This window comes from Streptomyces sp. NPDC008139, assembly GCF_042957025.1.
Lineage (GTDB): Bacteria > Actinomycetota > Actinomycetes > Streptomycetales > Streptomycetaceae > Actinacidiphila.
The window spans coordinates 333077-357533 of the sequence record NZ_JBIBHM010000005.1 but is presented as its reverse complement, the minus strand read 5'-3'; the positions used below and the strand labels follow the sequence as shown (position 1 = coordinate 357533).

General features: G+C 70.7%; 22 protein-coding genes and 1 pseudogene. 9 read left to right on the top strand and 14 right to left on the bottom strand.

Going from position 1 to position 24457, the window contains the following annotated elements; genetic code table 11:
- Positions 1-3: 3 nt before the first annotated feature.
- Together ACFZBB_RS12905 and ACFZBB_RS12900 are read right to left on the bottom strand one after the other, a co-directional pair.
- Entirely contained in the window at positions 4-912 is a 909-nt protein-coding gene (locus tag ACFZBB_RS12905) for an SDR family oxidoreductase (RefSeq protein ID WP_391120713.1), read from the bottom strand.
- A complete protein-coding gene (locus ACFZBB_RS12900) occupies positions 902-2092 on the bottom strand; it encodes an amidohydrolase family protein (protein WP_391120709.1) in 1191 nt (396 codons plus the stop codon). Before ACFZBB_RS12900 ends, ACFZBB_RS12905 begins: the two co-directional genes overlap by 11 nt.
- Positions 2093-2270: 178 nt before the next feature.
- Between ACFZBB_RS12900 and ACFZBB_RS12895 the strand changes: the two genes are divergently transcribed.
- Positions 2271-3803, top strand: a complete 1533-nt coding sequence (locus tag ACFZBB_RS12895; protein WP_391120706.1) for an AMP-binding protein — start codon at positions 2271-2273, stop codon at positions 3801-3803.
- A gap of 70 nt (positions 3804-3873) precedes the next feature.
- On the opposite strand, the gene mca is transcribed toward ACFZBB_RS12895, so the two are convergent.
- Positions 3874-4725: a mycothiol conjugate amidase Mca gene (gene mca / locus ACFZBB_RS12890; protein WP_391120703.1), complete on the bottom strand. Its 852-nt coding sequence runs from the start codon at positions 4723-4725 to the stop codon at positions 3874-3876.
- Between the two features lie 104 nt (positions 4726-4829).
- Between mca and ACFZBB_RS12885 the strand changes: the two genes are divergently transcribed.
- Positions 4830-5468, top strand: coding sequence for a TetR family transcriptional regulator (locus ACFZBB_RS12885; RefSeq protein WP_391120700.1), 639 nt, complete (start codon positions 4830-4832; stop codon positions 5466-5468).
- A gap of 94 nt (positions 5469-5562) precedes the next feature.
- Here ACFZBB_RS12885 and ACFZBB_RS12880 read toward each other — a convergent pair whose 3' ends face one another.
- Positions 5563-5952, bottom strand: a complete 390-nt coding sequence (locus tag ACFZBB_RS12880) for an anti-sigma factor antagonist (protein ID WP_391043574.1) — start codon at positions 5950-5952, stop codon at positions 5563-5565.
- A gap of 282 nt (positions 5953-6234) precedes the next feature.
- Between ACFZBB_RS12880 and ACFZBB_RS12875 the strand changes: the two genes are divergently transcribed.
- On the top strand, positions 6235-6813 hold the full coding sequence (locus ACFZBB_RS12875; RefSeq protein WP_391120697.1) for a sigma-70 family RNA polymerase sigma factor: 579 nt from the start codon (positions 6235-6237) through the stop codon (positions 6811-6813).
- Entirely contained in the window at positions 6810-8159 is a 1350-nt protein-coding gene (locus ACFZBB_RS12870) for a maleylpyruvate isomerase N-terminal domain-containing protein (RefSeq protein WP_391120695.1), read from the top strand. Before ACFZBB_RS12875 ends, ACFZBB_RS12870 begins: the two co-directional genes overlap by 4 nt.
- Before the next feature lie 69 nt (positions 8160-8228).
- On the opposite strand, the gene purU is transcribed toward ACFZBB_RS12870, so the two are convergent.
- Together purU and ACFZBB_RS12860 are read right to left on the bottom strand one after the other, a co-directional pair.
- Positions 8229-9104, bottom strand: a complete 876-nt coding sequence (gene purU, locus ACFZBB_RS12865; protein WP_391120692.1) for a formyltetrahydrofolate deformylase — start codon at positions 9102-9104, stop codon at positions 8229-8231.
- A 151-nt stretch (positions 9105-9255) separates the two neighbouring features.
- Positions 9256-9702, bottom strand: a complete 447-nt coding sequence (locus tag ACFZBB_RS12860; protein WP_391120689.1) for a hypothetical protein — start codon at positions 9700-9702, stop codon at positions 9256-9258.
- 160 nt (positions 9703-9862) lie between these two features.
- On the opposite strand from ACFZBB_RS12860, the gene ACFZBB_RS12855 reads away from it, so the two are divergent.
- Positions 9863-11125 (top strand): ABC transporter substrate-binding protein, encoded by a 1263-nt coding sequence (locus ACFZBB_RS12855; protein ID WP_391120686.1) that lies wholly within the window; start codon positions 9863-9865, stop codon positions 11123-11125.
- Positions 11126-11189: 64 nt separating this feature from the next.
- On the opposite strand, the gene ACFZBB_RS12850 is transcribed toward ACFZBB_RS12855, so the two are convergent.
- The 3 genes from ACFZBB_RS12850 to ACFZBB_RS12840 all read right to left on the bottom strand — a co-directional run bounded on the left by ACFZBB_RS12850 (position 11190) and on the right by ACFZBB_RS12840 (position 15660).
- Positions 11190-12374 (bottom strand): serine hydrolase, encoded by a 1185-nt coding sequence (locus ACFZBB_RS12850; RefSeq protein ID WP_391120683.1) that lies wholly within the window; start codon positions 12372-12374, stop codon positions 11190-11192.
- Positions 12375-12572: 198 nt separating this feature from the next.
- A complete protein-coding gene (locus ACFZBB_RS12845; protein ID WP_391120680.1) occupies positions 12573-14045 on the bottom strand; it encodes a hypothetical protein in 1473 nt (490 codons plus the stop codon).
- 235 nt (positions 14046-14280) lie between these two features.
- A complete protein-coding gene (locus ACFZBB_RS12840; protein WP_391120677.1) occupies positions 14281-15660 on the bottom strand; it encodes a transcriptional regulator in 1380 nt (459 codons plus the stop codon).
- A 257-nt stretch (positions 15661-15917) separates the two neighbouring features.
- On the opposite strand from ACFZBB_RS12840, the pseudogene ACFZBB_RS12835 reads away from it, so the two are divergent.
- The 3 genes and pseudogenes from ACFZBB_RS12835 to ACFZBB_RS12825 all read left to right on the top strand — a co-directional run bounded on the left by ACFZBB_RS12835 (position 15918) and on the right by ACFZBB_RS12825 (position 19276).
- A pseudogene (locus ACFZBB_RS12835) lies at positions 15918-16574 on the top strand (bifunctional DNA primase/polymerase).
- Between the two features lie 141 nt (positions 16575-16715).
- On the top strand, positions 16716-17597 hold the full coding sequence (locus ACFZBB_RS12830; RefSeq protein WP_391120674.1) for an ATP-binding cassette domain-containing protein: 882 nt from the start codon (positions 16716-16718) through the stop codon (positions 17595-17597).
- Positions 17597-19276: a transporter gene (locus ACFZBB_RS12825; RefSeq protein ID WP_391120671.1), complete on the top strand. Its 1680-nt coding sequence runs from the start codon at positions 17597-17599 to the stop codon at positions 19274-19276. The genes ACFZBB_RS12830 and ACFZBB_RS12825 overlap by 1 nt, the downstream gene beginning before the upstream one ends.
- Here the strand turns inward: ACFZBB_RS12825 and ACFZBB_RS12820 are convergent.
- Complete coding sequence (locus ACFZBB_RS12820) at positions 19215-20567, bottom strand: MFS transporter (protein WP_391120668.1); 1353 nt, start codon at positions 20565-20567, stop codon at positions 19215-19217. The two genes, ACFZBB_RS12825 and ACFZBB_RS12820, sit on opposite strands and share 62 nt — an antisense overlap.
- A 194-nt stretch (positions 20568-20761) precedes the next feature.
- Here ACFZBB_RS12820 and ACFZBB_RS12815 point away from each other — a divergent pair, with 194 nt between their 5' ends.
- The gene (locus tag ACFZBB_RS12815; RefSeq protein ID WP_391120665.1) at positions 20762-21400 is read left to right on the top strand and encodes an ABATE domain-containing protein; all 639 of its coding nucleotides are present in this window, start codon (positions 20762-20764) and stop codon (positions 21398-21400) included.
- Between the two features lie 9 nt (positions 21401-21409).
- On the opposite strand, the gene ACFZBB_RS12810 is transcribed toward ACFZBB_RS12815, so the two are convergent.
- Genes ACFZBB_RS12810 through ACFZBB_RS12795 form a run of 4 tightly spaced genes read right to left on the bottom strand, consistent with a single transcriptional unit; the run spans position 21410 to position 24453 of the window.
- The gene (locus tag ACFZBB_RS12810; RefSeq protein WP_391120661.1) at positions 21410-22015 is read right to left on the bottom strand and encodes a hypothetical protein; all 606 of its coding nucleotides are present in this window, start codon (positions 22013-22015) and stop codon (positions 21410-21412) included.
- The gene (locus tag ACFZBB_RS12805) at positions 22012-22647 is read right to left on the bottom strand and encodes a hypothetical protein (RefSeq protein WP_391120658.1); all 636 of its coding nucleotides are present in this window, start codon (positions 22645-22647) and stop codon (positions 22012-22014) included. The genes ACFZBB_RS12810 and ACFZBB_RS12805 overlap by 4 nt, the downstream gene beginning before the upstream one ends.
- Positions 22644-23030, bottom strand: a complete 387-nt coding sequence (locus tag ACFZBB_RS12800) for a hypothetical protein (RefSeq protein WP_391120655.1) — start codon at positions 23028-23030, stop codon at positions 22644-22646. The genes ACFZBB_RS12805 and ACFZBB_RS12800 overlap by 4 nt, the downstream gene beginning before the upstream one ends.
- A 55-nt stretch (positions 23031-23085) precedes the next feature.
- Positions 23086-24453, bottom strand: coding sequence for a hypothetical protein (locus tag ACFZBB_RS12795; RefSeq protein ID WP_391120651.1), 1368 nt, complete (start codon positions 24451-24453; stop codon positions 23086-23088).
- Positions 24454-24457 lie beyond the last annotated feature (4 nt).

Genomic DNA, 24457 nt, shown 5'->3' with positions numbered 1-24457 from the left:
CGCTCACCCCGTTCCGTAGACGCGTTCCGGCGGGGTCGCCTCGGCGAGCAACGCGCCCACCACGGGGCCGAGTTCGACCGGCCGCCAACGCCGTCCCACGTCGGTCCGCGGGCCGTGCCGCCAGCCGTCGGCGACCGATACGGCGCCGCCCTCGACCTCGAAGACCCGCCCGGTGACCTCGCGTGCCTCGGGTCCCGCGAGCCAGACGACCAGCGGGGAGACGTTGGCCGGGTGGTAGACGTCGAAGCCGGTGGCGGGCCGGGCAACCAGGTCCGGCATCGCCTGCTCGGTCATCCGCGTCCTGGCGGCGGGTGCGATGGCGTTGACGGTGACGCCGTAGCGCGCCAGTTCCACCGCCGCGACCTGGGTGAGCGCGGTGATCGCGGCTTTGGCGGCGGCGTAGTTGGCCTGGCCGACGCTGCCGAGCAGCCCCGCGCCCGAGGTCGTGTTGATCACGCTCGCGTTCACTTTCTCACCCGCCTTGCTCCGCTCCCGCCAGTGCGCCGCCGCGTGCCGCAGCGTCGCGAAGTGCCCCTTGAGATGGACCTGTACGACCGTGTCCCACTCCTCCTCCGTCATCGAGACCAGCATTCGGTCCCGCAGCACCCCCGCGTTGTTGACCAGCACGTCCAGCCGGCCCCAGTGCTCCACCGCCGCGTCCACCAGCGACCGCGCGCCCGACCACTCCCCGACCGAGCGCTCGTGCGCGACCGCCTCACCGCCCGCCGCCCGGATCTCGGCCACCACCTCGGCCGCCGACTCCACGTCGTTGACGACGACCCGGGCGCCCTCGGCCGCGAAGGCCAGCGCGTGCTCCCTGCCGATCCCGCGCGCGGCCCCGGTGACAGCGGCCACCAGGCCGTGGGCGACCCCGGCACCGCCGACGGCTTCGCCAACTCCCTCACCGGTCAAGGTCGAGGCTCAGCATCCGGATGGCGTTGCCGCGCAGCAGCTTGTACGTGACCTCGTCGGACAGCCCCGCCATGTGGTCGGCGGCGACCTGTTTGGTGTGGGGCCAGGTCGAGTCGACGTGGGGGTAGTCGGTCTCGAACATCGCGTTGTCCTCGCCGATGGTGTCCAGCGAGGCGACACCGTGCATGTCGCGGAAGAAGCAGCAGTAGATCTGCCTGCGGTAGTACGTGGACGGCGGCTCGGGTATCAGGTCCTTGACCCCGCCCCAGGCCCGGTGCTCGCGCCACACGTCGTCCGCGCGCTCCAGCGCGTAGGGCACCCAGCCCATCTGGCCCTCGCTGTAGGCCAGCGTCAGGCGCGGGAACTTCACCAGCACCCCGGAGAACAGGAAGTCCATCATCGACGCCATCGCGTTGTTGAAACTCAGACTCGCCTGCACCGCCGGAGGCGCGTCCGGTGACGCGGCGGGCATCTGCGACGACGACCCGATGTGCATGTTCACCACCGTGCCGGTCTCCTCGCACACCGCGAAGAACGGGTCCCAGTACCCCGAGTGGATCGACGGCAGCCCCAGATACGTCGGGATCTCACTGAAGGTGACCGCCCTAACCCCCCGCGCGGCGTTCCTGCGGATCTCCGCCACCGCCAACTCCACGTCCCACAAAGGAATCAGGCACAACGGGATCAGCCGGCCCCCGCTGTCACCGCACCACTCCTCCACCATCCAGTCGTTGTAGGCCCGCACACACGCCAGAGCCACCTCCTTGTCCTGCGCCTCCGCGAACGTCTGCCCGCAAAAGCGCGGGAACGTCGGGAAACACAGCGACCCCTCCACATGATTGAGATCCATGTCCTTCAGCCGCTCGACAGGATCCCAGCACCCCCGCCGCATCTCCTCCCGCGTGATCCCGTCCAGCGTCATCTCGTCCCGCGAGAACCCCACCGCCGCGATGATCCGCTTGTACGGGAAGAACTCGCCCTCGTACTGCCACCAGTCAGTGAGCTGACCCTCGGGATCAGTGGTGAACCGGTACTTCCCCCCGACGTACTCCAGCTCACCGATCCCCGCCGTCAGCGGCTGCGGCCCCCGCTCGCGGAACCTCTCCGGCAGCCAGGTCGAGAAGAGATGCGCGGGCTCGATGACATGGTCGTCGACGCTGATGATCCTGGGCAGTTCCATCGGCCACTCCCTCACTGCATCCGGATGACGCTTCCGATCGCCGATCTGACGAGGCATCCGATCTGATGGACCGTCAGATATACCGTATCGACCCACCTCTGGACCGACAAGCGGCGGCGACTTACCCTTCTGAAAAATCTGACGCGTCGTCAGTTATGGTGCCCGGGAGGCGATCGGCATGGATCCGACCATCGCGACACTCAGCGACTCCCGCACCCTGTGGGAGCTACTGGACCGCCGCGCCGCCCTCAGCCCCGACGCCCCCGTGCTGTTCGACGCCGAGGACCGCCGCGTCACCTTCGGCGAACTGCACGCACGGGCGCTGCGCGTCGCCGCCGGCCTGTACGGACTCGGGGTGCGGCCCGGCAGCCACTTCGCCTGGCAACTGCCCACCCGCGTCGAGACCGTCGTCCTCTCCCTGGCCCTGGCCCGGCTCGGGGCGGTGCAGATCCCGGTCATCCCCATCTACCGCGACCGCGAGGTCGGTTACGCCCTCAACCGCACACGGGCCGAGTTCTTCGCCGTACCCGGCACCTGGCGCGGCTTCGACTACACCGCCATGGCCGACCGCCTCGATCTCGCCGAGCGCCCGTCCGTCCTGATCGCCTATGACTCCCTTCCCGAAGGCGATCCCGGCGCCCTGCCCTCGCCGCCGTCCGACGGGACCACCGTCCGCTGGATCTACTGGACCTCGGGCACCACCTCGGACCCCAAGGGCGTGCTGCACTGCGACCGCGGTCTGATCGCGGGCGGTTCCTGTCTCGCCCACGCACTGGAGATGCGGCCCGAGGACATCGGTTCCATCGCCTTCCCCTTCGCTCACATCGGTGGACCCGACTATCTGGTGATGCTGCTGCTGTACGGCTTTCCGGCCCTGCTCCTCGAACAATTCGCCCTCCCCGCCTCTCTGGACGCCTACCGGTCCCACGGCGTCACCATGGCCGGCGGCTCCACCGCCTTCTACTCGCTCTTCCTCACCGAGCAGCGCAAGCAGCCCGGCCGCACACTCATCCCCACCCTGCGGTTGCTCTCCGGAGGCGGCGCCCCCAAGCCGCCGGAGCTGTACCACGAGATCGTCCGGGAACTCGGCTGCGATCTCGCCCACGGCTACGGCATGACCGAGGCACCGATGATCACCATGGGCTCGCCCCGTGACACCGTCGACCAAAGGGCCACCACCGAGGGCCGCCCGCCCGCCGCGATGGAGATCCTCATCGCCGACGACGGCGAGGTGCTGCTGCGCGGTGAGGCCGTGTGCCTCGGCTACACCGACCCCGCTTTGACCGCCGAATCCTTCGACACCCAGGGCTACTTCCACACCGGTGACCTCGGCCGCCTCACCGAGACCGGTCATCTCGTCCTGACCGGGCGCCTGAAGGACGTCATCATCCGCAAGGGCGAGAACATCTCCGCCAAGGAGATCGAGGAACTCCTCTACCAGCACCCGGCGGTGGGCGATGTCGCCGTCATCGGCCTGCCGGATCCCGACCGTGGTGAACGCGTCTGCGCCGTGGTCGAACAGCCGCCGGGCGCCGGTCCCCTCACCCTGGCCGCCGTCGTCGACCATCTGCGCCGCTCGGGCCTCGCCGTCCATAAACTCCCCGAGCAACTGGAGATCGTGGACGCCCTACCCCGCAACGAGACCCTGCGCAAGGTCCTCAAGTTCAAGCTCCGCGAGCGCTTCGCCGACACTCGCGAGCGGAGGAACTGAGCGGACCGGCCGACCAGGTCGCGACCGGCGCCGCGCGCCCCGCGCTCCCTCCTCCCCGAAGCACCCCCCGTCACTCCTTGATTCCGGCGAAGAGATCGGTCTCCGGAAGCTTTGCCGGGATGTACGAGCGGGCGAGAACGTAGTCCTCGGTGGGCCACAGGGCCCGTTCGAGGTCGCGAGGGTGGGAGAAGAAGGGGTTGTCCGGAGCGGCCTGACTGGCGTGCGCGCGAAAGGCCTGGTCGCGGGTGGTGAAGTGGTCCTCGCAGCGGATCCGGGTCGTCGGGTGCAACTCGACCGCCCAGTCGGGCCACTCGTCCAGCACCTGGCCCATCGAGGAGGTGAGCCCCCGGGCCGTCATGCCGTGGTGCAGGGTCTCGAACCAGGCGCGCGAGAAGGCCACTTGGTAGTACAGCTTCAGCGGTTGCCAGACCGGACCCGCCAGCGGGAAGCGCGCCGAGTCCCCCGCCGCGTCGAACGCCTCGGCGGCGACGCGATGGGTCTGGACATGATCCGGATGTGGATAGCCGCCGGATTCGTCGTAGGTGACGAGGACATGGGGCCGGAACTCCCGGACCACCGCGACCAGCCGCTCGGCTGCGACCAGCGGATCCTCGCGGGCGAAGCAGCCGTCCGGCAGGGTCTCGCCCTGCCCGGGCAGTCCCGAGTCGGGGAAACCGAGGAACCGTTGGCGCACACCGAGGACGGCCGCCGCTGCGGCCATCTCCCGTCGTCGCACCTCCGGCAGCCGGGCCCTGACCTCCGGTGTGTCCAGCAGCGGGTTGAGCACGTCACCGCGCTCCCCACCCGTGCAGGTGACGACCAGGACATCGACGCCATGGGCCGCGTAGTGCGCGAGCGTGGCGGCGCCCTTGCTGGACTCGTCGTCGGGGTGGGCGTGGACGGCCATCAGTCGGAGCGTCATCAAGGTCTCCTCTTCCTCGATTTCTTGTGTTAGACCTAAAATTAGGACTGACCCACTCAACCTGTCAAGACCTTTTTTAGGTCCGACCTACTAAAGTGGGAACCATGGCCCAGCTCCGCGAGTTCAAGAAGCAACAGACCCGACAGACCATCACCCACGCCGCCACCGCCCTCTTCGTCGAGCGGGGCTTCGAGGGGACGACGATCGCCGACGTCGCCGAGGCGGCCGGGGTCTCGAAGATGACCGTCACGAACTACTTCCCGCGCAAGGAGGACCTGTTCTTCGACATGCACGAAGAGGTGATCACCGGCCCCGCCCGCGCCTTCGCCGCCCGCCCCGTCGGCGAGTCCGCACTGGACGCGGTGCGCCGGGACTACCTCGAAGCGGTCGAGCGGCACGACGCGCTGCTCGGCTGGACCCAGCCTGGATTCACGCGGCTGATCGACGAGAGTCCGGTGCTGCGTGCCCGGCTCCGCGAGATGTACGACCACCAGGAGCAGGCACTGTCCGTCACGCTCGCCGAGGCCGTGGGCGACGAGCCGGACGCCTTCGAGCCGCGGCATGCCGCCGCCCAACTCAGCACGGTGCTGAGGCTGTTGTTCGGCGAGGCGCAGCGCCGGGTGCGACAGGGCACGACCGAAAGGGAGTTGTTCGACACGCTGGGACTGATTGCGCGGGAGGCGTTCACGCGACTTGAGCCGTCATTGGGCGCGTACGCGGTGCGGGAGTCCCCGCACGAGTGAAGACGGACGGGAATGGAAGGGGAAAGGAGAGGAATGGTGAAGGCGAGGGAAGTCGAGCGAGATTGGCCGAAAGGGGCCGCCGACAGAGGCCGGTTCAGGCCGAGAGGGGCCTGGCGGTGTCGTCCGTCGCGGCTTCCAGATCCGGATAGACCTCGAAGAGCCGTCGCACGCCGAGGGCGGCCAGCACCCGGTTGACGTGCGCGCCGCCGCCGTAGCCCTCGGTGGGCGCCGTCACCGTGGGAACGTCCTCGGGCAGCACGATGCGCAGGCGGCCCGCACAGGACCGCATCAGTCGCCGGGCACCGATCAGGACACCGACTCCGCTGGAATCACAGAAGCGCACGTCAACGAGGTCGAGTACCACCCGGCGCCGCCCTGCGGCGACCGCGTCGTGAACCTTCTGCCGGACCGCGGGAGACGAGATCAGGTCCATCTCACCCGCGACCGTCACCACCACCCAGCCGTCTCGCTCGGCCTGGGTCACCAGCACCGGTTCCCACCTCGCCTCGCCGTCGACTTCAGGAACATCATCACCATGACCCTATGCCCGTTCTCCGTCGTAACTCTGCAATGTTCCGGTCACACCCGGATAACAGACCGCCAAAATCGATCACAGTCAGCAGCAGGTTGGTGCAAAGCGACGCACGTCGCAGGAGGTGCCCGTTACATTCGACCTGAGCGCATTCGGGCGCGCTGAACACACTTGGCTACGGTCGGTGGCCGGGCGAGGGGCGACAGGGCAGGCGACGAGGCAAGGGGGCGGCAGATGGCGACACCCGCACCACCGCGCTGGGACCGCAAGATGCAGCAGCGGCTGGCGCGCGGTGAGGAAGCCGCACTCGGCGAGCTGTACGACCGGTACGCCTCACTCGTGCACGGCCTGGCCTATCGCGTGATGGACGACGACGACGCGGCCGACCTCATCACCCGCGAGGTGTTCGGCTACATCTGGGAAAATCCGGACGCCTACGACCCGAAGCACGGCTCGCTGCGTTCGTGGATAGCGACACTCACCCAGCGGCAGGCCGTGCACCGGCTGCGACAGCAGTCGAACCGGGGCCGTTCCACGCCGGACGAGGTGGAGGCCCGGGTACGCGAGGCCAACACGGCGGCCCGCGCCGACTTCATCGTCACCTCGATGCCCGCGCCGCTGCGCGCCGCCCTCGAACTGGCCTACCGGGAAAGGGTCGACTACCGCGCCGCGGCGGCCGGGCTCGGGGTGAGCGAGGACGAAGCGCGCCGTCGGCTCCGGCTAGGGCTGCAACTGCTGTCCACCGCCATGGAACCGGGCGAGCAGGGCGACGACCACCCGCTGGATCCCCGGGGACAGCGAGGGCGACGATGAGCGGTCCCGCGTTCCACAACGGCGACGGTGCGCACGGCGGGGACGACGGCGAGCCGCGCGTCCCGTACCAGCGCGAACAGCCCGAGACGCGGGAGACCGCGCACCGGCAGCCGCCCGCGGAGCCGCACCAGCCGATGCCCCAACTGCCGCACTACGACCACCGCACCCTCAAGTCGCTGCTCGGCGCGTGGGCGTTGTCGGTGTGCTCGCACGACGAGGCACTGGCGGTCGAAGTGCATCTGACGGACTGCGCCACCTGTGCGGATGAGGCGCTGCGACTGCGGGACGCGGTGGGTCTGCTGCACCAGGAGGATTCGCTCGACCTCGATCCGCTGCTGCGGGCACGGGTGTTGGAAGGCTGCCTGGGCCGCCGGCCGGCGCGTATCCCGGTGCCCGAGTGGGCCGGACCGTTCGACGCGGAGGCCGCCCGGCTGGACGCGCTGCTGCGCGACCTCGGCGACGGCTACTGGAAGGCACCGGTCGAGCTGAAGTGGCACGACGGCGAGCAGCGCTCGACGGAGTTCACCGTCGCGCAGGTCATCGGTCATCTCACCGCCGTGGACAGCCTGATCGCCAGGTCGCTCGGGCTGCCGCCGGACGGCGGCGACCCGTCGGCGGACCCGCCGCGTTCCGGGCTCGGCGGGTTGGGCCTGGGCATCGGTATGGGCATCGCCTCCCGCGCCCGGCTGCGCAATGCCCGCAATATGGGCGACTTCCCGCTCACCCCGGTCGAGCGCACCGCCGCGCACTGGGCGACGCACAGCATGCTGCCCGGAGCCACCGTGCGCTCCCTGTGGCGCGAGCAGAGCCACAGCCTGGTGCGTACGGTCTCCTTCGCGGGCGGCGGCGCGGCAGGGCTCGATGTCGACTACGGCTCGTTCGCGCTGCCGCTGGAAGACGCCTTCCTGGACCGGGCCTTCGAGTGCTGGATCCACGCGTCGGACATCGCCGAGGCCGTGGACTATCCGTACGATCCTCCGGAGCCGCGCAACCTCAACCGCATCATCGACCTCGCCGCGCGGCTGCTGCCCGAGGCGCTGGCAGGTCGGCGCAGGGCCGGTCTGACCACCTCGCCGACGCATCTGGTGACGGCCGGTACGCCGGGCCGTTCGCTGCTGCTCGAAGTCGAGGGCAAGGGCGGCGGCCAGTGGTATCTGCCGCTGGACTCGCCCGGCGCCGCCGCGTCGCCGGAGGCGATGGTCGCCCATGTGGCGATGGACTGCGTCGAGTTCTGCCAGTTGGCGGCGGGCCACATCGAGCCGGAGCGGATCGCGGTCGGCCAGATCGGCGACCGCGACGTCATCCGTGACGTGCTCTTCGCCACGGCGTCCCTGTCCCGCCTCTGAGACGCCTCTGCCCTGACGAGGGCCGGGTGAAGAGCCCGCGCAAACAAAAGCTTCAACCGAAGAGCCCGCTCAGGCGAAGACGACCGTCCGGTGGCCGTTGAGCAGCACCCGGTGCTCGCTGTGCCACTTCACCGCGCGGGCCAGCGCCTGGCACTCCACATCGCGCCCGATGGCGACGAGCTGTTCCGGCGTGACCTCGTGGCCGACCCGCTCGACCTCCTGCTCGATGATCGGCCCCTCGTCGAGGTCGGCCGTCACATAGTGCGCGGTGGCACCAATGAGCTTCACACCGCGGGCGTGCGCCTGGTGGTAGGGCTTGGCGCCCTTGAAGCTCGGCAGGAAGGAGTGGTGGATGTTGATGATCTGACCGGACAGCTCACGGCACAGGTTGTCGGAGATCACCTGCATGTAGCGCGCGAGCACGACGAGTTCGACACCCTCCTTGCGCACGATCTCCAGCAGCCGCGCCTCGGCCTCGGCCTTGGTGTCCCTGGTGACCGGCACATGGTGGAAGGGAACGCCGTAGGAACCCACAAGTTCCTGGAAGTCGGTGTGGTTGGAGACCACGGCGGCGATCTCGACCGGCAGCGCGCCGATGCTGGTGCGGAAGAGCAGGTCGTTGAGGCAGTGCCCGAACTTGCTGACCATGAGCACGATCCGCATGCGCTCGTCGGACGGGTGGATCCGCCAGTCCATGTGGTACGCCTCGGCGATCGCCGCGAAGCTGGCGCGCAGCTTGTCCACGGTCACCGCCTGCTCGGCGGAGAAGTGCACCCGCATGAAGAACAGGCCGGTGTCCTGGTCGCCGAACTGCTGGCTGTCGACGATGTTGCAACCGGTCATGAAGAGATAGCTGGAGACCGCGTGCACGATGCCCTGTTTGTCCGGGCAGGACAGGGTGAGGACGTACTGCGGGTCTGGCTGCGGCGGCTGCTGTTCGGTCACGCCGTCAGCCTCGCACAAACCGACCCCCTCAGGTCGGACTGTCCGTCAAGCGGAACCCACGGATATCGCGCGCCAGGTGGCGCGGGGAAAACCAGGTGCCACCGGAAAACACGCACCAGGTGTGGCCCGGGGACGTACGAACGTCCAACGGTCACGCCGACCGTATGTAGATCGCCAGCACGTCCAACGAGCGCGGCGGCGTGTCCGGGTCGTCGCCGTCGGCGGCGGACATCCGTACGTGGGCGTCGCGGGCGGCGCGGACCGCCTCCGGCCAGGCGTGGTGGTCGAGATAGGCGGCGACTGGTGCGTCGGCGCCCACCTGGTGCAGGATTTTCAGGACGCGCAGCACGGCGACGTCGACGAGCGCGGCCTCCTGCGAGTCGCGGAAGATCGTGCCCACGTACTTCTCGGCGGACCAGTTGTCGAGCCAGGTGTCCTCGACGAGCCGGTACACGGCGTCCGTGACGTCCCCGTATCCCTCGCGGCCGGTCTGCCAGACCTCCCGCTGGAACACCGGGTCGCTGATCATGTGCAGCGCGGAGCGCACATTGCTGCGCCAGCGCCACCAGGGCATGTCATTGAGCGGCATGCCCCCCATCGTGGAGGAGTGACGGCCGCGACGGGAAGACTTCTCCGAACCTTGCACAATGGCGCATCGTACGTTCTCCACCAACGCCACCCGTAATTCACCTGATAGTGACCGCCCGTTCGCTTGTGGTCACCCCGGCGTTGGGTGCGGGCCGGAATCTTCGCATGACATGAGGGAACGGCGTATCCGCAGGGTCCGCACGGCTGCCGTCGCGCTGCTGGCCACAAGTGCGCTGCTCAGCGGGTGCGGTGTGCTTCCCGGAGGTTCGGGCGGCTCCACGGGACCGCTCGTGGTGATGACGTGGGCGCCGATCGACACGAAATCGACCAATATGCCGGGAATGCTCGCCATGGCGCAGGCATTCGAGAAGTACACCAACGAGCAGGGCGGTCTCAACGGCCGCAAGTTGAAGGTGCTGACCTGCAACGAACGCCATGACGCGGTCGCCGTCACGGACTGCGCGCAGCAGGCGGCGAAGGCGGGCGCGGTCGCGGTTGTCGGTTCCTACAGCGAAGAGGGCGGCAGTTTCACCACCGCCCTGGAGTCGAACGGCATCCCGTACATCGGCGGCTACGGCATCACTGCCGACGAGTTCCAGAGCCTGTTGTCGTACCCGGTCAACGGCGGTCTGCCCGCGCTGCTGGCAGGCAGCGGACGGCAGTTGGCGGACCTGTGCAAGAAGGTCAATCTGGTGCGGCCCGACACGATCACCGGTGACCAGTTCCCGATCTTCCTCGACCAGGGGCTCAAGAGCGGCGGCCGGCCGCCCGCGCGCGACATGCTCACGGCCGACGACTCCAACGACTACACCGACATCGCCACCGCCGCGGTCGGCAACAACAAGCCGTCCACCTGCGTCTCCGCAGTGCTCGGCGACCGCACCAGCACCTTCTTCGACTCCCTGCGCCGGGTCGGCGAGGAACAGCCGAAAGTGCGGCTGTCCTCGGTGCTCGGCAGCGTGCAGCAGTCGGTGGTGGACTCGACCGGCGGCGCGGGCAGCCCGCTGGAGAACGCGTACGTGACCGGCTGGTACCCGCCCGCGTCCGACGCCAAGTGGGCCGAGATGAAGTCGGTGGTGAAGAAGTACGCGTTCGGCGACGACCGGATCGACGTCGCCGACCCGGGGGTGCAGACCACCTGGGTCGCGTACACCGTCTTCGCCAAGGTGGTGCGGGAGATGGACGAGAAGGTCAGCGTGAACGCCGACAATCTGCACCGCGCGATGGACACCACGACCCACCTGTCGACCGGCGGCCTCACCCCGGACCTCGGCTGGACGCAGGCCGATCTGCTGGGCATCCCGAGCCACTCCCGGATGGTGAATTCCAAGGTCACTTATCAGGTGGTACGCGACGGGCGGCTCGTGCTGGCCCGGCCGGGCTTCGTGGACCTGACGAAGACGCTCAGGCAGAACTCGTCCGGGCAGAACTGACCGCCCACGAGCGGCCCGACCGACCCGTAGCGCCCCGTAGCGTCCCGTCCAGGACGCGCGCGCCTCACACCCCCGCCGCGTACCGCCAGAAGTCCCGCATCACCTGGGGCGGCGTCGGGCCGGTCATCGAGCGCTGCGTGAAGAGGATGCCGACAGCGCCGGTCGACGGCGTGACGTGCGCCGTGGTGCCGCTGCCGCCGACCCAGCCGTAGCGGCCGAGGACGTTCCACGGGGCGATCTCCGCGACGTCCACCGAGCCGCCGAAGCCCCACCCCTGGCCTTCGAGGAACAGCTCGCTCGCGTCGCGCTGGGACCGCGTCAGGTGGTCGGTGGCCATCATCCGTACCGACCGCGCGGACAGCAGCCTGCGGCCGTCCACGGTCCCCTCGGCGAGCAGCATGCGGGCGAAGGCGAACCAGTCGTCGACGGTCGAGACGAGGCCGCCCGCGCCCGAGGTGAAACCGGGCGCCTTGGTCCACTCCTCGCCCGGCGGGTCCGACAGTTCGATACCGCCGTCCGCGCCCGTCCCGTAGGCGCTGGTCAGCCGGTCGAGCGCGGTCGCGGCCACGGTGAAGCCGGTGTCGGCCATGCCGAGCGGTTCGAAGATCCGCTCGGCGAGGAACTCTGCGAAGGAGCGGCCCGAGACCCGGGCGATCAACGCGCCCTGGATGTCCGAGCCGGTGTTGTACAGCCACGCTTCTCCCGACTGGTGGAGCATCGGGATACGGGCCAGCGTCGCCAGCCAGTCGTCGGGGCCTCCGAAGCCCGACAGCCGCGCCGCGCCCTGCTTCAGCTCGGTGAACAGCGGTTGCAGGGCGGGCAGCGAGAAGTCGCTGGGCATGCCGTACCCGGCCCTGAAGGTGAGCACGTCGGCCACGGTGACCGGCCGGTCGGCCGGGACCACGTCGTCGACCGGGGCGTCCGGGGTGCGGACGACGACCGGCGCGGCCAGTTCCGGCAGCCAGGTCGCGATCGGGTCGTCCAGCGCGATCCGGCCGTCGTCGACGAGCATCATCACGGCGGCGGCGGTGATCGGCTTGCTGACGGAGGCGATCCGGAAGATCGCGTCCCTGGCCATCGGCACGGCGCCCTCAAGGTGCGCGGAACCGACCGCTGCGACCTCCACCCGGTCGCCGCGCGCCACCAGACCCACCGCACCCGGAATCGTGCCGTTGTCGATGTACGGCTCCAGGACACCGCGCAGGCCCGGCGCCGGATCGGTCGTGGAACTGTTCGTTGGATGCGTCATCGGTCCACCTCTCGCATGGTGCGGTCGAGAGGAAGACCGCCGCGTCGGCGCGGATTCATCGGTCGGGCGCGGACGCGTCGGGTCCGTCACCGTCCGTCCGCGTACGCGCGCATATAAGCGCACGGGAGCGCACAGGAGTGCAAGTAACCGCGCGGTGACGCGTATACGCGCGTGGCCCCGTAAACCAACGGGCCCGGCTCAGAGCTGGCTGTACTGCCGCTCGGTGAGCCCGTACTGCTTCGCTATGGCGTTCCACAGCCGGACCGCGCGCTTCTTCTGCTCGGTGGCGGTGCCGCTCTCGCGGTTGCCGTCCTGGGCCTCGCCGGTGCTGCGGGCGTGGCCGCCCTTGCAGACGCTGTGGTTGTGCGCGGCCTGGTCGGCCCAGTTCGCGTAGTGGCCGTCCGCGGCGGCCGACGCCTGCCACGCCTTGGTGAGGGCTTCGGTCAGGTCGGCGTGGTTGGGCAGCTTGTCCACCGACAGGCCGCCGAGCTGGGTGACCAGGCCGGTGCGCTGGGTGGCGGCGGACCGCAGGTCGGCGGCGGCGGGGCCGAGATTCTTGCAGTTCTTGATCGACTCGACCGCGCTCACCACGGAGCTGCGGCTGTTGCCGCTGGTCTTCAGCAGCGCGTCGAGGCCCTGCGCCTGCTGCTTGACGGCGTCGTCGGCCGCGGAGTCGGTGCTGCCGCTCGCGGACGTGCTCGGCGCGGAGGACGCCGGGGTGCCGCTCTTCGACGCGGTGTTGTCCGTCTTGGCGTCGCCGCCCTTGTTCAACAGCCCGCCGACCACGAGGCCCGCGACCACGCACCCGGCGACGACGATGCCGATCACCATGAGGGGCGACAGCCTGCGGCGCGGACCGCCGTCCTGACCGTGCCCGCCGTCGTAGCCGTAACCGGGGTCGTACGGCTGCTGCGGGGGCTGGCCCATTCCGCCCTGCTGCTGCCCGTACTGCTGCTGTTGCTGTTGCTGGGACGGCGGCTGGATGATCCGCTGGCGCAGCGGTTCCGGGCCCGGCACGTCGCTGCGGAACAGGTGGTCGTAGTCGCTGTCGTGCTGCGGCCCCGTCTGGGGCTGCTCCTCGTACCCGCCGCCCTGGCCCTGGCCTTGGTCGTAAGACTGCTGGCCGTACTGCTTCTGGCCGCCGTACGACTGCTGCTGGTCGTACCCCTGCTGCCCGTAGCCGTCGTAAGGCTGCTCATAGGACTGCTCGTACGACTGCTGCGGGGGCGGGGACTGCGGGCCGCCGTACTGCGGCTGCTGTTCCTGCTGGTCGCGGTCCTGGAAGATCGACAGCGGCAGCGCCTGGGTGGCGTCGGCGGCCTGCTGCTGCGGGGCCGTGGGCGGTGCCTGCGGCGGTACGGGCGGCAGCGGCGGTACGGGGCCCGGCCCCTGGCTCGCGGCGGCCATCGGCATGCCGGGGTCGCCGCCGGGGTACGGGGGCAGCATTTGCGTGGCGTCGGCCACCGGAACGGCGGGCGGCGGCATGCTCCCGGGATACGGCGGCAGCATCTGGGTGGCGTCGGCGGGCTCGGGCAGTGGGGCGGGCTCGCCCCAGGGGGAGCCGCCGGCCGGCTGCACATGTTCCCCGTAGGGCGGCTGCTGCCGCCCCGCGGGCACCACGACGCCCCGGTACGCCTCAGGCGTCTCCTCGCCGCGTCCGTCGGTGTGCATCGCCGCTGACTCCTGCCTATGCCCTGTCGTCCGTTGCCGGATCCTTCCGAACCATCCACCAACGCTACCGGGTTAACCGGACCATCAACCACGTACCCGAACGAGTGAACGTCATGACACACCGAGAGGGCGGAAGTACCGGGCGTACCGGGCCCGTTCCCGCAAGGTCTCTCCAGCGCTTTGGCCACCGCGCGGGGACGCGGTGTCGGTCGCGTAACGATTCGGTGATGGTCCGCTATGCGGCGTCCTGTTCCTCCAGACGGGCGCCGAACTCGCGGACCACGGGCTCCGCCGCGTAGGGCTCCAGGCGGCGCCGGAAGTCGTCCAGGTACTCCGCGCCGCGGTTGGAGCGCAGACCGGACAGAAGGGTGACGGCGCGGGTGCCCGTGTTGCAGGCCTCCTCCAGTTCGCGCTGCTGCACCTGGGCGTCGGCGAGCAGCAGCAGGTCGATGGCACGGCGCCTGGTGCGCGATTCGGGGTGCGCGGCGAGTGCTTCCTCCGCGCGGCGCGCGGCGGGCGCGGCCTGGCCGAGGTCGCGGTGACAGTGCGCCAACTCGTCGGCGAGGTAGGCGTGGTCGAAGTGGGCGATCCAGGGCGGGTCGTCGTCGGGCCGGGAGTGTTCCATGGACTCGACCGCGAGGTTGGCCACGGTGGCGAAGGTGCGGGCGTCGCCGAGCAGCGCGTGGCCGCGGGCCTCCGCGGCGTAGAACATCGCCTCCGCCGTGGGTGTCACCTGGCCGCGGGCGCCTTCCTGTGCCGCGCGGGCGAGTTGGGCGATCTCGCGCGGGTTGCCGAGGGAGGCGGCGAGGTGGCTCATGCTGGCCGCGAGGATGTAGCCGCCGTAGCCGCGGTCGCCCGCCGCCTGGGCCAGGCGCAGCGCCTGGATGTAATAGCGCTGGGCGAGTCCCGGCTGCCCGGTGTCGACGGCCATGTAGCCCGCCAGTTCGGTCAACCGCGCTACGGCGCCGAAGAGTTCCCTGCCGACCTGGTCGCGGTAGGTGCCCGCGAGTAACCCGGACACCACGCTGTTGAGGTAGTGGACGACGACCGGGCGGACGTGTCCGCTGCCGAAGCGGTGGTCCAGGTCGGTGAGCGCCCGCGTCGTCGCCTTGACGGCCTCGACGTCCGACATGCCCACCCTGGCACCGCCGTTGCGGGCGACGCCTTGGTCGGGGCGGGTGATCAGCCAGTCGCGGCTGGGCTCGACGAGGGCGGAGGCGGCGACCGTGGAGCCGGTGAGGAAGTCGCGGCGGCCGACATCGCTGCGCCACAGCTCGCAGACCTGCTCGATCGCGCCGAGGACGGTCGGCGCGAAGTGCAGACCTATGCCGGTGGCCAGGTTCTTGCCGTTGGCCATGCCGATCTCGTCGATGGACACGGCGCGTCCCAGCTTGCGGCCGATCGCCTCGGCGATGATGGCCGGGGCCCGGCCGCGCGGCTGCTGACCCCGCAGCCAGCGGGCCACGGACGTCTTGTCGTACCGCAGGTCGAGGCCGTGTTCGGCACCGCACATGTTGACCCTGCGGGCGAGCCCGGCGTTGGAGCAGCCGGCCTCCTGGATAAGTGCCTGGAGCCGTTCGTTCGGTTGCCGAGCCACGAGCGGTCGTGCGGCCATCAATTCCCCCACTTCAACGATGCGTACCTCGTCCTGGTGACAGGTGCCCATCTCACAACCGAAAAATGCCCTGTTACAGCTGCATTTCATGTCGTTTTCGCCTTTAGCGGAAGGAGCGGAACGACACGCGGACCCCAAGTGACTACCCGAATACGGGCCCGGATCGCGCACGCGCCCCCGGGCGTGCACCAGTGCGCCCGCCATGAGCCGAGGGGCCGGCCCCGTAACTCACGCTGACGAGGGAAGTTGTGCAGCGCGTGGAAGACACCATCGGAGCACCGCGGCAGCTCACCGCCCAACTTCTCGACACGGCCGTCCGATACGCGCAGGAGCGGCACTGGGACGTGCTCCCCGGCTCCTGGATCGAGGACGACACGGGCGGCCCCGCGCTGTGCTCCTGCGCGTCTCCCACCTGCCCGGCTCCCGGCGCCCACCCGACCTGACCCGACTGGGCGGCGCACGCCAGCGGCAGCGCCGACGCGGTACGGCGCATGTGGGGCAAGCAGCCGCGCGCCTCGGTGCTGCTGCCGACGGGCCGTACGTTCGACGCGGTCGACGTGCCGGAGGTGGCGGGGTGCCTGGCGCTGGCCAGGATGGAGCGGATGGATCTGCCGCTGGGTCCCGTGATCTGCACGCCCGACCGCAGGCTGGTCTTCTTCGTCCTGCCCGGCGCCACCGTCAAGGTGCCCGATCTGCTGCGGAAGTTGGGCTGGGCGCCCGGCTCGCTCGACCTGCGGGTGCGCGGCGAGGGCGACTGGATCGCCGCGCCGCCGACGCGGACGGGGCCGGGCGCCTCGGTGCAGTGGGCGCGGCAGCCGACCGCCCTGAACCGGTGGCTGCCGGACGTCGAGGAGTTGCTGAGCCCGCTGGCGTACGCGTGCGGGCGGGAGTTGGCGGCGGCGAGGGGCCGCTGACCCCCACGCGGGAGCTCACGCTCCCGAGTCCTTCGGTCACTGTCAGTGGTCGCGTCTAGGGTTGTCGGACGTAGACCTTCGCGCGTCGTCCGACCAGCGGCGCGCCGAGGGCAGGGGCGCGAGACGGGGAGAGGTGCCGCCATGTCGGAGCCGCAGAGGTCGCAGGGGGAGCAGGAGTCGCAGCGGAAGCTGAAGCCGTACCGGCCGGTGCCGTACGGGAGGACCGCCGAGGAGGTGTCCGAGGCGGCCGGAGACACCGATCCGGTCGCTGTGCGTGTGCGCGGGCTGTGGAAGCGGTTCGGCGAGCAAGTGGCCGTGGCCGGGATCGATCTGGAGCTGCCCGCGGGCCGCTTCATCGGCCTGGTGGGGCCCAACGGGGCCGGGAAGACGACCTCGCTCTCCATGATCACCGGCCTGCTGCGGCCGGACGACGGCAGTGTGCGGATCGTCGGCCACGACGTGTGGACGGACCCGGTCGGCGTGAAGTCCAGGATCGGCGTGCTGCCGGAGGGCCTGCGGCTGTTCGAGCGGCTGTCGGGGCGTGAACTGCTCGGTTACACGGGCCGGTTGCGCGGTCTGCCGGGCGCCGAGGTCGACAAGCGCGCCGGTCAGCTCCTCGACGTCCTGGACCTGTCGGCCGCGCAGAACAAACTGGTCGTCGACTACTCCACCGGTATGCGGAAGAAGATCGGCCTGGCCGCCGCCCTGCTGCACAATCCCGAAGTCCTCTTCCTCGACGAGCCGTTCGAGGGCGTCGACCCGGTGTCCGCGCAGGTCATCCGCGGTGTACTGGAGCGTTATACGGAGTCGGGCGGCACGGTCGTCTTCTCCTCGCACGTGATGGAGCTGGTGGAGAGCCTGTGCGACTGGGTCGCGGTCATGGCCGCGGGCAAGATCGTGGCGCGCGGCCCGCTCGCCGAGGTGCGCGGCACCGCTCCCTCGCTCCAGGACGCCTTCTTGTCGCTGGTGGGCGCCGACCGGCGCGACGGGCAGGCGCTCGACTGGCTGAGCGGCGGCAAGTGATGACCACCTCGGCCACCGCCCCGCTCGCCGCTCCCGCGCCGGCGCCCCCGCCCGGTCGCGGTTCCTCGCTCACGCCGGTCTTCGTACGGCTCAAGCTCACCCTCTTCCGCAACGGCCTGCGCCGGTCCACCGGCCGTACCGTCGGCTGGTCCCTCGGCGTCGCCTTCGCGATGCTGTACGCGCTCGGCATGGGCGCCGGAATGGTCGCGCTGCGGAACAACCACTACGCACCGTCCGCCGCCGTCACGGTGACCGTCGTCCTGGTCGTGGGCTGGGCGATCATGCCGCTGTTCTTCTTCGGCGGCGACGACACGCTCGACCCGACCCGGCTGGCGATGCTGCCGCTACGGCCGCGCCCGCTGATAACGGCGCTGTTGGTGTCGTCGCTGATCGGCGTCGGTCCGCTCTTCACACTGCTGGTGTCGACCGGGGCGGTCGTCGCGGTCGCGCACGGCGGGGCCGCGTGGGTCGTCGCCGTCCTGGCCGTGGCCCTGACGCTGCTGCTGTGCGTGGCGCTGTCGCGGGCGGTGGCCGCCGCCAACACCCGGCTGCTGACCAGCCGCAAGGGCCGCGACCTGGCCCTGCTCAGCGGTCTGTTCGTGGCGGTGGGTGCCCAGCTCGTCAACCTCGGCGTCAACTCGCTGTCGTCCGACGGCGGTCTGCACCGGGCGACCTCGGTGGCGTCCGTACTGCGCTGGATTCCGCCCGCGCCCGCCGTGGACGCGGTGCGTTCGACGGCGCGCGGGTCGTACGGCCTGGCCGTCGTGCAACTGGCCCTCACCGTCGCCGTGCTGGCGCTGGTCCTGCGCTGGTGGCACGCCAGCCTGCACCGGCTGATGGTGTCACCCGACGCGTCCACGCTCCAGGCGGCGCCGGAGCGCGAGGGGTCGAAGGCGCGGGGCGGGACGGCGGCGGGCCCTTCGCTGCTGGCCCGGCTGTTGCCCGGACGGCTGGTGGGCGGCCGGACGGCCACGGTGATGGAGCGGCAGTTCCGGTACCTGTGGCGCGACCCGAGGTCGAAGGCGGCGTGGGCGACCGGGCTGGCCGTCGGGCTGCTGCTGCCGCTGGTCGCGGTGGTGCAGCACGGCACCGTCTACCAGTGCCTGTGGGCGGCGGGGCTGCTCGGCATGCAGATGTACAACCAGTTCGGCATGGACGGCTCCGCCTTCTGGACGGTGTCGGCGACGATCACCACCCGCAGGGACGCGGCGCTCGAACTGCGCGGCCGGGCGCTGACGTTGGCCGCCATCGCCGTGCCGTACGTCACCGTCGTCACCACCGGCGCGGCGCTGCTGCTCCACCGGGTGTCGGCGCTGCCCGAGACGCTGGGGCTGTCCTTCGCCTTCCTGGGCGCGCTCGTCGCGACCGGCAGTTACGCGAGCGTCCGCTACCCGTACGCGCTCCCGCAGGACAACCCGTTCGCCAACGCGGCGCCCGGCCAGGGCGGTCTCGTCGCGCTGAACGTCGTCGGCGGCACCTTCAGCGGCGCGGCGCTGTCGCTACCGGTGATCGCGCTTACTCTCGCCCTCCACTTCAACGATCTCCATTCGCTGCTGTGGCTGGTGCTCCCGGTGGGCGCGCTGTACGGGCTCGCGGTCGCGGCGGCCTCGCTACGGTTCACCGCTCCGCGGCTGCTCGATCGTCTTCCGGAGATCCTGGGGGTGGTGGCGAAGGCGTGACGGGCGGGGCCGGTGGCACGTGGTCCTCAAGGGCGGCGCCCTCCTTGCCTGCCCAGCCTGTGCTGATTTTCCTGTCGACGGTGCTGGCCGTGCCGATGCCGTCCGCTCGGTCGGCGCTGCGCCGCGGACGGCGCCATTCCGCGATCCAGTAGAGCAGCGCGAGGGCGGGCAGGGCGGCGCCGAGCAGGGCCACCGAGGTCCAGCCACCGGCGTGGTAGGCGTACGAACCGGCCTGTGAGCCGATCGCGCCGCCGACGAAGAAGGTGGCCATAAAGGCGCTGTTGAGCCGGGACCTGGCCTGGCCGTCGAGCCGGTAGATCACCTGCTGGCCGAGGATCAGGGTGGTCTGCACGGCCATGTCGAGAAGCACCGCGGCGGCGCCGAGCGCGATGACGCTGTGCCGTCCCACCCCGGCGAGGCCGAAGGCCAGGGCGGCGGTGACGAAGGCGACGGCCGTCATCGGCCGGACCAGGCCGCGGTCGGCCCAGCGTCCGGCGAGCGGCGCCACCAGTGCGCCGCCCGCGCCCGCGAGCGCGAAGAGGCCGACCTGCCACTGGCTGTAGTTGAAGGGATCGCTGGTCAGAACGAAGGAGATGGTGGTCCAGAAAACGCTGAAGGCGCCGAACATCGCGGCCTGGTACAGCGCCCTGCGCCGCAGCGCCGGGTGGACGCGCAGCAGGCGGGCGGTGGAGCGCAGCAGGAGCCCGTACGACAGCGCGGCGGCGTCGGCTCCGGGAGCGCGGCGCGGCAGGGACCTGCGCAATACCAGGGTCAGTACGGTCATCAGCCCGGCCGAGGTCAGGTAGACCACCCGCCAACTGGTCGCGTTCGCCAGCAGGCTGCCGAAGGTACGGGACAGCAGGATGCCGGTCAGCAAGCCGCTCATCACCTGCCCGACGACCTTTCCGCGGCTCTCGTCCGGCGCGAGGTCGGCGGCGAAGGGTACGAGGATCTGGGCGACGACGAGCGTCGTGCCGACGATCAGCAGCGCGGCGAGCAGGACGGCGAAGCCCGGTGCGAGACCGGCCAGCACCAGACCGGCGATGGTGAGGGCGAGCAGGACGGTGGCGAGGCGGCGCTTCTCGATGACGTCGCCGAGCGGGACGATGAGCAGCAGGCCGGCGGCGTAACCGAGTTGGGAGACGGTGACGAGGCTGCCCGCGGCGACCGCGCCGATCCCGAACGCCTGGCGCAGTTCGCTGAGCAGCGGCTGCGCATAGTAGAGGTTGGCGACGGTCAGGCCGCAGGCGACGGCGAGCAGGACGATGAGGCGGCGGGGCGGGCCCGGCACGGGGACCGGTGTGGCGCCGACTGCCCGTCCGGGCCTTGCGGCGGCGGGTCCGGACGCGGGTATGTGTACGGGTTCGGGCCCTGGGGACGGTGCGTCGGACGACGGCTGGGACATCGATACCTCGTCGAAGTGGAAACCGGTTTAACCAGTTCCGAAGGTACCAGTTAAACCGGTTCCCCGGTAGAGTGGGCCGTATGACCGCGAACGGCATCGACGCCTACGCCCCGGCCCTCGACGGCGGCCGTACTCAGCCGCGTTTCCGCGAGGGCGCCGGGCGGCTGTGCCTCGATTACCTGCGGACACTGCGCTACCGGGGCACGCCCGCGGTCACCGAGGAGCTGGCCGATCCGGAGGCGCTGATCGCCTGGGTACGGCAGTGCGGCCCCTGCTCCGACGTACCCGTCACCCCGCCCACACCCGCCCGGCTCCGCGAGGCCCGCGCCTTGCGTGAGGCGGTCCACGCGCTGGTCAGCGCCGCCATGGATCCCGGCAGGGAACCCGGCGCGGCCCCCGGCTCCGGCCTCGACGACACCGCCCGCACCCGGCTCAACCGCGCCGCCGCCCACGCCGTCCCCGCCCCCCGCCTCGCCCCCTCCGGCGACCTCCAGTGGCACGCGGACGACCCCCTCACCGCGACCCTCGCCCTGATCGCCCGCGACGCCCTCGACCTCGCCGCCACCCCCGAACTGCTTCCGCGCCTGCGCCCCTGCGCCTCTCCGACCTGCGGCGCCGTCTTCCTCGACCAGTCCCGTCCGGGGACGCGGCGTTGGTGCTCCATGGACGTGTGCGGCAACCAGGCCAAGAAGACGGCGCTACGGGCGCGGAGCGCGTAGCCGGTGACGTCAGGGGCCGAAGTGCAGGGCACGCGCGAAGGCGTCGATGTCGTCCATCGCCCGGAGCACCCGCCCCGGATCGGGCGCCGCCGTCATCAGCAGCACGTCCGCACCGTGCTCGGGCACGCGCCACGCGTAACGAAGGCCGATGGTGATGCCGTTGTCGTCCGGGTCGACGAAGTAGCGCATCACGCGGATCCCGGTGCCCAAGTGCTCGCTGCCGAAGTCCTCCACGATCGGCGGCTCCACGGCGTACTCCGCGTCCGCGTGGGTGAGCTCCCGCAATTCGCGGGGCAGTTCACCCTCGATGTCGAACTCCGCCCAGTACACGGCCAGCGGATTCCCGCGCGGGCCGTCCAGGTGGAAGTGCAGCCCGTACCCCGGATAGACGCGCGGATACCGCTCCATCCCGTACGTCAGCGCCTCGGCCAACTCCCGCACCTCGCCGGGGCCCGGCGTCAAGGCGCTGTCCTCCCAGTGCGCCTCGGCGATCACCCGCGCGTACGCGGCGGCGTCCGGGAACTCCCCCTCGCTCCCCGGCACCGGCCATTCCGGCGGCACCCACACCCACCGCGAACCGTCCACCCGCCGGACGTCCAGCCGGCTCCCGCTCACGCGTAGCTCCAACGGAACGTCGTCATCAGCGCGTCGAACAACTCGGCCAGCGCCCTGGTGAATTCGCTGCCCGGATCCCCGTCCCCCACCGTCGAGAACGCCACCGCGAGCCACCGCCCCGCGCCCTGCCTCGGCACGGGGACGACGTAGTCGACATGCCGCGCATACGTCTCCACCGGTTCACTCTCGCGGTGCGCCGGCGGCTCCACGTACTCCCACCGCACGCCCAACGTCCCCGCGACCTCCCGCACTTCCCCCGGCGCCCCGCCCCGCTCCTCCCCCACCAGCCGCCCCAACACGGCCTCCGCCCCCGTCTCCTCCCCCGCCCACTCCCCCGCCACCTCGGCGACCACGAACGACGCCCCCACCACCAGCCCCGCCCGCGCCTTCACCGGCACATACAGATCCAGCCCACCCCCCGCCCTCGCCTCCCGCGCCATCCCCTCCACCCTCCGGCGCACCTCCGCCCGAAACGCCATCCCCTCATCCCTCGGCACCCCCGCCGGAATCCGCTCGATCCCCCGAAACACCTTCTCGTCCAACGCCGTCGCGGTGCCCGCGCGCAGAGGGATCCGGGCCCAGCCCGGGGGCAGCACGAGGGTGTACCCGACGGGGAGGGTCGCGGCGGTCACCGGGCCGCCTCCGCCGGGGGTTTGCGGCGCAGCCGCACTTTGGCGAGCCAGGCGGTGGCTGGAGCCAAGAGGGGGATGGGGGCGAGGTAGACGATGCCGGTCGACGCGACCGCCAAGGCGTTCATCAATCCGCCGAGCCACACGTAGAAGAGCACCCCGGAATCCCAGCCTCGACTACGCCGCAGCCCGTGCATTCCTAGCCACACCAGGAGCTGTCCTGCGCAGGACAAACTCAGCATCTCCGCGACGAAGACGGTCCGGCTCAGATCGGTCAGGCGAGCTGTGACGGAAATCAGGCAGAGCCCACCGAACGGCACCACCGCGCCCCAACGGACCAACTTGTCGCTGCGCGCGAGCAAGGAAGCATTCGTCGTGTCGCTCACAGAGAACACCCCTGTTCCCGGAGCAAGTCGTGAGCCGCCGTCTGCTGCCGTGCGCTTACCACGTGGTTCCGACCTCCCGCGTGTACCGGTCCTTGAAGTCTCCGTAGGGCCCATAAGCAGGTTTCTGCGGAATCGCATCGCTATCGCCCACGATCTTGTCGACGCCATCGGCCGCGGTGGCAGCTCCCCAAGCTCCTTGAAACAGCCGTCGGTGCCTCTCGGCACCCTGGCTCGCCCGCTTCACAGCGCCACTCTCCGGATACGCGGCCCGCATCCGGACCACGTCCTTGTAGAGATTCGCCGTCTCGCGGTCGCCGCCGAGAAGCACCGCTTCGCGCTGGGTGGCCTCGGCCACTGGGGTGGCGGCCTCGCCCGCAGCGGCGGCGCGGCCCGCGCGCTTGGCCGCCGCCTTGGCGATGTTGCGCTCGTGGCGGGCCGTGGCCCGGGCAGCGTTGGTGGTACCGCGACGGTTGACGGTGGCGGAGGTCCGGTCGAGGACCGACCGGGAGGCGCGGGTGGCGGTGGCGGCGGCCCGCTCCTCGGCTGCGGCCTCCGCGGCGAGCTTCGTGGCGATCTGGACGCCTCGGAGATTGTTGAGGGCGATCGTGCCGACGCCCATGGTGAGGAGGCCGAAGATGTCCATGCCGACGTCCAGCCAGGAACAGTCACCGGCGGAGGCGAGCAGCAGGTGCGCGGCGAAAACGCCGATCGCGAGCCACATCGCGAGGGCCGCGACCCAGCCCGCTGGAGTCATCACGATCGCCACCAGGGCGATGACCGTGGCGACCCAGCTCATCACATCCGCGACAAGCGAAATCGCCCCCTTTACCCCGTCAATCTCGTTCTTGCGCCGCTCCCACCAACTGTCCTTGATCTCGTCGTTGATCTCGTGCCGGATACGCGCCGCGTAGTGCGCCGCCCGCTCGTCGCGGTGGGCCTCGACCCTGGTCAGGGAGCGGCGGTGCCTGGCGAGCGGGTCGTCGCCGGAACCGGAACCGGAGCCCGAGCCCGAGCCCGAGGCGGAGGCGGAGGCGGATTCGGAGGCGGATTCGGCGTCCTCAGGGGGAGCCGTCTCGGCGTCGGCGCGCGCGCCTCGCAGGATGCGGTCGGCGTCGGACTGGATGGCCTCCAATTCGGCGGCCCAGGCGGTGAGATGGCCGTGGACGCGTTCGTAGCGGCCGGCGGTCTCGCGGAGGTGGTCTTCCAGTTCGCGGGCTTCGTCGCGGAGTTTGGTGGCGTAGCGGCCTTTGAGACCGTCGCCGGTGCCGATGACCTTGAGGTCGGCGGCCTCGGCTCTGAGCATGCCCGCGAGGTGCTTCATGTGGGCGACCTCGTCGCGGATGGACTCGGGGTCGCCGGGGGTGGGATCGGTGTCGGTGAGGGGGTGCCAGTCGCGCGGGCGCGGCTTGGTGGTGGTCGCCACGGGG